Annotated in this window: 7 protein-coding genes; 4 read left to right on the top strand and 3 right to left on the bottom strand. The window is 71.9% G+C overall.

Annotation, left to right across the window (positions count from 1 at the left end; genetic code table 11):
- The first annotated feature begins 151 nt into the window (after positions 1-151).
- Entirely contained in the window at positions 152-1,276 is a 1,125-nt protein-coding gene (serC, locus tag ACFWIS_RS20650) for a phosphoserine transaminase (protein ID WP_380455237.1), read from the top strand.
- A 291-nt stretch (positions 1,277-1,567) separates the two neighbouring features.
- On the opposite strand, the gene thpR is transcribed toward serC, so the two are convergent.
- Positions 1,568-2,155, bottom strand: coding sequence for an RNA 2',3'-cyclic phosphodiesterase (gene thpR / locus ACFWIS_RS20655; RefSeq protein WP_380455239.1), 588 nt, complete (start codon positions 2,153-2,155; stop codon positions 1,568-1,570).
- A 46-nt stretch (positions 2,156-2,201) separates the two neighbouring features.
- Here thpR and ACFWIS_RS20660 point away from each other — a divergent pair, with 46 nt between their 5' ends.
- Positions 2,202-2,720 carry a GNAT family N-acetyltransferase gene (locus ACFWIS_RS20660; protein ID WP_380455241.1) on the top strand — a complete coding sequence of 173 codons (519 nt, stop codon included), beginning with the start codon at positions 2,202-2,204 and terminating at the stop codon, positions 2,718-2,720.
- Positions 2,721-2,796: 76 nt separating this feature from the next.
- Here ACFWIS_RS20660 and ACFWIS_RS20665 read toward each other — a convergent pair whose 3' ends face one another.
- Both ACFWIS_RS20665 and ACFWIS_RS20670 read right to left on the bottom strand, forming a co-directional pair.
- Positions 2,797-4,338: an MFS transporter gene (locus ACFWIS_RS20665; RefSeq protein WP_380455243.1), complete on the bottom strand. Its 1,542-nt coding sequence runs from the start codon at positions 4,336-4,338 to the stop codon at positions 2,797-2,799.
- 121 nt (positions 4,339-4,459) lie between these two features.
- On the bottom strand, positions 4,460-4,894 hold the full coding sequence (locus ACFWIS_RS20670) for a MarR family winged helix-turn-helix transcriptional regulator (RefSeq protein ID WP_380455245.1): 435 nt from the start codon (positions 4,892-4,894) through the stop codon (positions 4,460-4,462).
- A 121-nt stretch (positions 4,895-5,015) separates the two neighbouring features.
- On the opposite strand from ACFWIS_RS20670, the gene ACFWIS_RS20675 reads away from it, so the two are divergent.
- Positions 5,016-5,483, top strand: coding sequence for a VOC family protein (locus ACFWIS_RS20675; protein WP_380455247.1), 468 nt, complete (start codon positions 5,016-5,018; stop codon positions 5,481-5,483).
- Positions 5,484-5,774: 291 nt separating this feature from the next.
- Positions 5,775-6,617: an MHYT domain-containing protein gene (locus ACFWIS_RS20680; protein ID WP_380455249.1), complete on the top strand. Its 843-nt coding sequence runs from the start codon at positions 5,775-5,777 to the stop codon at positions 6,615-6,617.
- Positions 6,618-6,658 lie beyond the last annotated feature (41 nt).

Raw genomic sequence — 6,658 nt, forward strand, 5'->3', positions numbered from 1 at the left:
CACCGCGCGCGAGCAGGTCAGCACCACCCCTGACCAGCGGGTCCGGCTCCGGCCGGGCCCGCTGTTCGCATGCCGACGAGCAGTCAAGATCACAATCTCAGCGGGCGGACGACCGTACCCCGGACGGCTCCCCAACCAGTAGGCTGCGCGCGTGGCTCAGATCCAGATCCCCGCTGACATCAAGCCCGCAGACGGCCGTTTCGGCTGCGGACCGTCCAAGGTGCGCCCCGAGGCCCTGAGTGCCCTCGCCGCCACCCAGACCTCCCTGCTCGGCACCTCGCACCGCCAGGCCCCGGTCAAGAACGTGGTCAAGCGCGTGCGCGAGGGCGTGAGCAGCCTGTTCTCGCTGCCGGAGGGCTACGAAGTCGTCCTCGGCAACGGCGGCTCCACCGCCTTCTGGGACATCGCCGCCTTCGGCCTGGTGCGGGAGAAGTCCCAGCACCTGGACTTCGGCGAGTTCTCCTCGAAGTTCGCCTCCTCGGTCAAGGCCGCCCCGTGGCTGGCCGAGCCGACGGTGATCAAGACCGCCCCGGGCACCCACCCGCTCCCGGTCGCCGAGGCCGGCGTGGACGTCTACGGCCTCACCCACAACGAGACCTCGACCGGCGTCGCGATGCCGATCAGGCGTCCGGCGGGCGCGGACGAGGGCTCGCTGGTGCTGGTGGACGCCACCTCGGGCGCCGGCGGCCTGCCGGTCGACATCACCGAGACCGACGTCTACTACTTCGCCCCGCAGAAGTCCTTCGCCTCCGAGGGCGGCCTCTGGCTGGCCACCTTCTCCCCGGCCGCCCTGGAGCGCGCCGCCGAGATCGCCGGCTCCGGCCGGTACGTCCCGCCGTTCTTCTCGCTGCCGACGGCCATCGACAACTCGTCGAAGGACCAGACGTACAACACCCCGGCGCTCTCCACCCTGTTCCTGCTGGCCGACCAGCTGGAGTGGATGAACGGCAACGGCGGGCTGGACTGGGCCGTCGCCCGTACGGCTGATTCCTCGTCCCGGCTGTACGCCTGGGCCGAGAAGTCCTCCTTCGCGACCCCGTTCGTGGCGAACCCGGCCGAGCGCTCCCAGGTGGTCGGCACCATCGACTTCGACGAGTCGGTGGACGCCGCCGCGGTCGCCAAGGCACTGCGTGCCAACGGCATCGTGGACACCGAGCCGTACCGCAAGCTGGGCCGCAACCAGCTGCGCATCGCGATGTTCCCGGCGATCGACCCGGCGGACGTCGAGGCGCTCACCCACTGCATCGACTACGTGGTCGAGCAGCTGGCCGGCTGAGCTCCCGAGAACACGGCTGAGGGCCACCGCCTGCGGGCGGTGGCCCTCTCGCCGTCCCCGGGCTGCTTGCCGACCGGCCGGGGCCCGCGGGCCCCGTGCCATTCGGCTCGGGCCGGGCCGCCGGTTACTTGCCGACCAGCGAGCTGATCAGGACGACGACCAGCAGCAGCACCAGGGTGCCGGAGACGATGCGCATTCGAGTCTTGGGATCCACGGTCATCGAGCGTACCCGTGGCTCACACCGACACGAATCCCAGGCCCTCAGCTCCGGCCGGCTCCGGCCGGCTCCGGTCAGCTCCAGTCGGCCAGCGCCCAGGAGCGCAGCGACTCGTAGTGGGCGAAGCCCCCGCTCAGGTCGCTCCGCATCAGGTGCAGCTCGGCGGCCTCCCACTCCGGCCCCCGGTACGGCGCCAGCGCCGCCGCCAGGGCCTCCAGCTCGGCCGCCGCGACCCGCTGGACGGCCCGCCGGTGGCCCCGCGAGGAGCCGGCCCGGGCCAGTGTGAGGTGCGGGTGGAAGGCGAAGGCGTCGGTCTCCCCGGTGAACTCGGCGGTGGCCTCGGCCACCGCCTCCGCGAGCCGGCGGATCGCCCAGGTCTGCCCCTCGACCCCGGCCCAGAGCACCCGGTCCCCGAACCGGCCGGAGCCCGCGATCCGCAGCCGGTGCACCGGGTGGACGGCGGCCACGGCGGCCAGACCGGCCTCCAGCTCCGGCAGCCGCTCGGCCGGGACCTCGCCGAGGAAGGCCAGGGTCAGGTGCCAGCCGTCGACGGTGGTCCAGCGCAGCCGGTCCGCCCCGGGCAGCCCCCGCACCGGGGCGACGGCGTCGGAGAGTCCCTGGAGCGCCTCGACGGGCGGGAGGACCGCCACGAACAGTCTCATGATCCAATCTTCCCTCGCCCGACGGCACGGTGTAGAACGGTTGTCCATGAAGATCCGCACCGGGGGTCCCGCGGACGTCCCCGACATCCTGTCCCTGCTCGACGGCGCCATCTCCTGGCTGGCCGGCCAGGACCGCACCGGCCAGTGGGGCGACCAACCGTTCAGCACCATCCAGGCCCGAGTCGACCAGGTCGCCTCGTACGCCGAGGAACCCTTCCTGATCCGCCTCGCGGTGGACGACGACGGCCGTACGGTCGGCTGCTGCGTGGTGGCCGAGCAGCGCGGGAGGTTCGTCCCGCCCTCGGCGGAGCCGGAGCTCTTCGTGCGCTTGCTGGTCACCGACCGCAGTCGCAAGGGCTCCGGCATCGGCGCCGCGCTGATCGCCGACGCCATCGAGGAGACCCGCCGGCGCGGCTTCGACCTGCTGCGGGTGGACTGCTACGCCGGCAACGACCGCAAGCTGGTCGGCCAGTACCGCGCGCTCGGCTTCACCGAGACCGAGGACTTCGAGGTCGAGCAGCCGTCCGGCGTCTGGCCCGGCCAGGTGCTGGAGATCCGTCTCTGACCGGACCGATCCGACGTGGCGTCAGATGACCCTCGGGAGAAGGCTCCCGAGGGTCAACCGAGCATCTGGCACATCGTCAGCAGGCGGCGGCCAGCTCGGACTTGCGCGCCGGAACGGTGCGCGGCACGAAGGCCACCACCCGCCCGCCACGGCCCGGGTGGAGGTCGAACCGCACCCGCAGGTCGGCGCTGCGGGCCAGCACCAGGCCGACCGTACCGGCCGCCAGCGCGGACACCAGACCGCAGGCCAGCAGGCCGAGCCGGGGCCCGTACGAGGCGGTGACCCAGCCGACGATCGGGGCGCCGATCGGCGTGCCGCCGGTGAAGACCAGCACCAGCAGGCCCATCACCCGGCCGCGCATCTCGGGGTCGGTTCCCAGCTGCAGCATCGAGTTGACCGAGGTGTTGAAGCTCAGCCCGAACACCCCGATCAGGGTGAGCAGCAGGGCGAAGGTCCAGTAGTCGGGCGCGAAGGCCGCGACCACCTCCAGGGTGCCGAAGGCCAGCGCCGCGGCGACCAGCCGGCGCAGCCGCGGCGCGCCCCGGCGGGCCGCGAGCAGCGCGCCGGCCAGCGAGCCGACCGCCATCGCGGTGTTCAGCAGGCCGTACTGCCCGGCGCCGACCTTGAAGGTGTCGTACGCGAAGCCGGACAGCAGCGTCGGGAAGTTGAACCCGAAGGTGCCGATGAACCCGGCCAGCACCATCGGCCAGAGCAGCTCGGGCCGCTCCTTCACGTACCGCAGCCCTTCCCTCAACTGCCCCTTCTCGCGGGCGATCGGCTCGGTCGGGCGCAGCTCGGACTCCCGCATCGCGAGCAGCCCGCCGATCACGGCGGCGAAGGACAGCGCGTTGACGGCGAACGCCCAGCCGCTGCCGACCGCGGCGATCAGCAGGCCCGCGACGGCGGGGCCGACCAGCCGGGCGGTCTGGAAGTTGGCGGCGTTCAGGCTGACGGCGTTGGCGAGGTCCTTGGGGCCGACCATCTCGGAGACGAAGGCCTGCCGGGTCGGGTTGTCGACCACGGTGACCAGGCCGAGCAGCAGTGCGAAGGCGTACACGTAGTACGGAGTCACCACGTCGCCGATGGTCAGTACGGCCAGGCCCGCGGCGAGCAGGCCCATGGCGCCCTGGGTGTAGACCAGCAGCCGGCGCTTGGGCATCCGGTCGGCGAGCACTCCGCCGAACAGGCCGAGCAGCAGCATCGGCAGGAACTGCATGGCGGTGGTGATGCCGACCGCGAGCGGGCTGCCGGTGAGGCTCAGGACCAGCCAGTCCTGGGCGATCCGCTGCATCCAGGTGCCGGTGTTGGACACCACCTGGCCGGCGAAGTAGTAGCGGTAGTTGCGAACGCGCAGTGAGGAGAACATCCCCCGGGGCCGGGTGAACTCGGCGCCGGTCGGCGTTGCGGCCGAACTCGTGGGGGACGCGGCCGAATGGGCTCGGCCCTGAGCGGCGGGGTCCGCCGCGGTGCGTTCGTCGGGGTCGTCGTCGCCGTTGCCGGGCAGTCCGCTGGGGGCGGGTGCCTGGGCGTCGGCGGCCGCGGTGCTGTCCGCGGCGGGGTCGCTGGTCGGGTCGTCGGTACGGATGGCGGCGGCGCTGGCTGCGGCCGGCGGTGTCACGGTGGTCTCCCCTCGTGGCGCGACGACCCTGGCGGGGGCCGTCGCGCTGCTGGTTTCGGTGGTCGGTCCTGCGGTGATGCTGGCTCCTTCTCCTCCCGGCGGCCGGCCGGGTTCGGTGTGCCTAGAGGTGTGCGAGCTTGTAGAGCACGGGTGCGGCCTCCCGGAGGACGGCCCACTCCTCCTCGTCGAGCCCCTCGGCGAGCTCGGCGAGCCAGACGTTTCGGCGCCGGCGACTCTCGTCGAGAATCGTCTCGGCCTGCTCGGTGCTGCTGACGACCACCTGGCGGCGGTCCTCGGGATGCGGCTCTCGCCGCACCAGCCCCTTCTCCTCCAGCATCGCGACGATCCTGGTCATCGAAGGCGGCTGCACGTGCTCCTTCCGGGCGAGCTCACCCGGCGTCGCCTTTCCGCACCGGGCGAGGGTGCCCAGCACTCCCATCTCGGTAGGACTCAGCGACTCCTCCACCCGCTGGTGTTTGAGTCGTCGGGAGAGGCGCATCGTGGACGACCGCAGCTGTGAGATCGCTGCGAGGTCCTGCTCGGACATCTCGGGCATGTCTTTAGCTTACGTCATTACTCTCTCTAAAGAAAAACGGGTTCCCACCGCGCCGGAGGATCGGCCCGGTGCCATATTGGTGAGGGGTGATCGTTCCCGACTCCGGAAGGGCCGACCAGACATGTCCGACCTCGTCTCCGCACCGTCCGCACCGTCGTCGCAGGCCGCCGGGTCCGTACCGTCGCCGCAGGCCGCCAGGTCCACGCCGGACCCGCAGGACGACTCCGGCTTCGCCCGGCTCGCCATGGTCACCATCGACTGCGCCGACCCGATCGCGCTGGCCTCCTTCTACGGCGAGCTGCTCGGCTGGGAGACCCGGCACGTGGACGAGCACTTCGCGATCCTGGACAACCCGGAGGGCGGCAGCCCGCTGGGCTTCGGGCGGGTCACCGGCTACCGGCCCGAGCCGTGGACCGAGCCGGACGGCAGCAAGCACTTCCACCTGGACTTCTACGTCGACGACCTGGAGGAGTCCACCGCCAGGGCGCTCGCCCTCGGCGCGACCGAGCCGAGCTACCAGCACGGCCGCACGCTCAAGGTGTTGATCGACCCGGCCGGCCACCCGTTCGGGCTGGCCCCGCTGGAGTAACGCACGAACGCGCCCGAAGGCCGTGCGCAGGCGGTGTCAGGGCTTGGTGCCGGGATCTTGTAGACCGCGTAAAGATCGTTCCTGACCTGGGACTTCACCAAAACCCCGAACATTGTGCGACCGCCGGGTAATGGCTACTCTCCCCGTTGTCAGGGGCACCACACGCCAGGTCTCCCCTCGGCGGAGCCAACTCCCGCGCCCACTGCGCGCGCGTGCCCCGGCCCATCCCCTCCCCTGCCGACGCGCCCGTCCGAGCCCTGGCGCCCTCAACCCCTCGTCCAGGGAGCTCTCTTGGGTGCGATCCACCATGCCGACCACGGCTGGGTGACACCGGCGATCTCGTACTTCGTCGCCTGCCTCGGCTCATTCGTCGCGCTGCGCAGCGCCCGTTGGGCACTCGTCTCACAGGGCCGTACCCGGGCGGTCTGGCTGCTGTTCGCCTCGACGTCGCTCGGCGCCGGGATCTGGTCCATGCACTTCATCGCGATGCTCGGCTTCTCCGTGACCGGGGCCGAGATCACCTACCAGCCCGGGCTGACCGTGGTGAGCCTGCTGGTCGCGATCGCCTTCGTCGGCGTCGGGCTGTTCACCGTCGGGTACTGGCGCCGCAGTCCCGTCCTGTCGCTGCTGATCGGCGGGTTGACCACCGGCCTCGGGGTCGCGGCGATGCACTACCTGGGCATGGCCGCGATGGTCCTGCCCGGCTGGCTCGGCTACGACCGCACCACGGTCGCGCTCTCCGTCGCCATCGCGGTGTTCGCGGCGACGGCCGCGCTCTGGGCGGCGCTGAACATCCGCGGCACGCTGGCCGTCCTGGCGGCGGCGCCGGTGATGGGCGTGGCCGTCTGCGCGATGCACTACACGGGCATGGCGGCGCTGTCGGTCCGCCTGGACTTCTCGCGCTCCACCGAGAGCGGCGTGATGGCACTGCAGTTCATCTTCCCGCTCGGCGTCGGGCTCGGCTGCTACGTGTTCTTCGGCTCGCTGGCCTTCGCGGTCTCGCCGAGCAAGGGCTCCGGGCAGCCGCTGCTGGTCGGCCCGGCTGCGCCGTTGCCGCCGCGGGTTCCACTCTCCTCCAAGGTCCCGCCGCAGCAGCAGCGGCGGCCGTTGAGCGAGACGCGCGCCCGGCACTGACCCGGGCAAGGCGGCGGGCGTCCGACCGGGTCCCCCACCCC

Source organism: Kitasatospora sp. NPDC127060 (assembly GCF_042724935.1).
In the GTDB taxonomy this organism is placed as follows: domain Bacteria; phylum Actinomycetota; class Actinomycetes; order Streptomycetales; family Streptomycetaceae; genus Kitasatospora.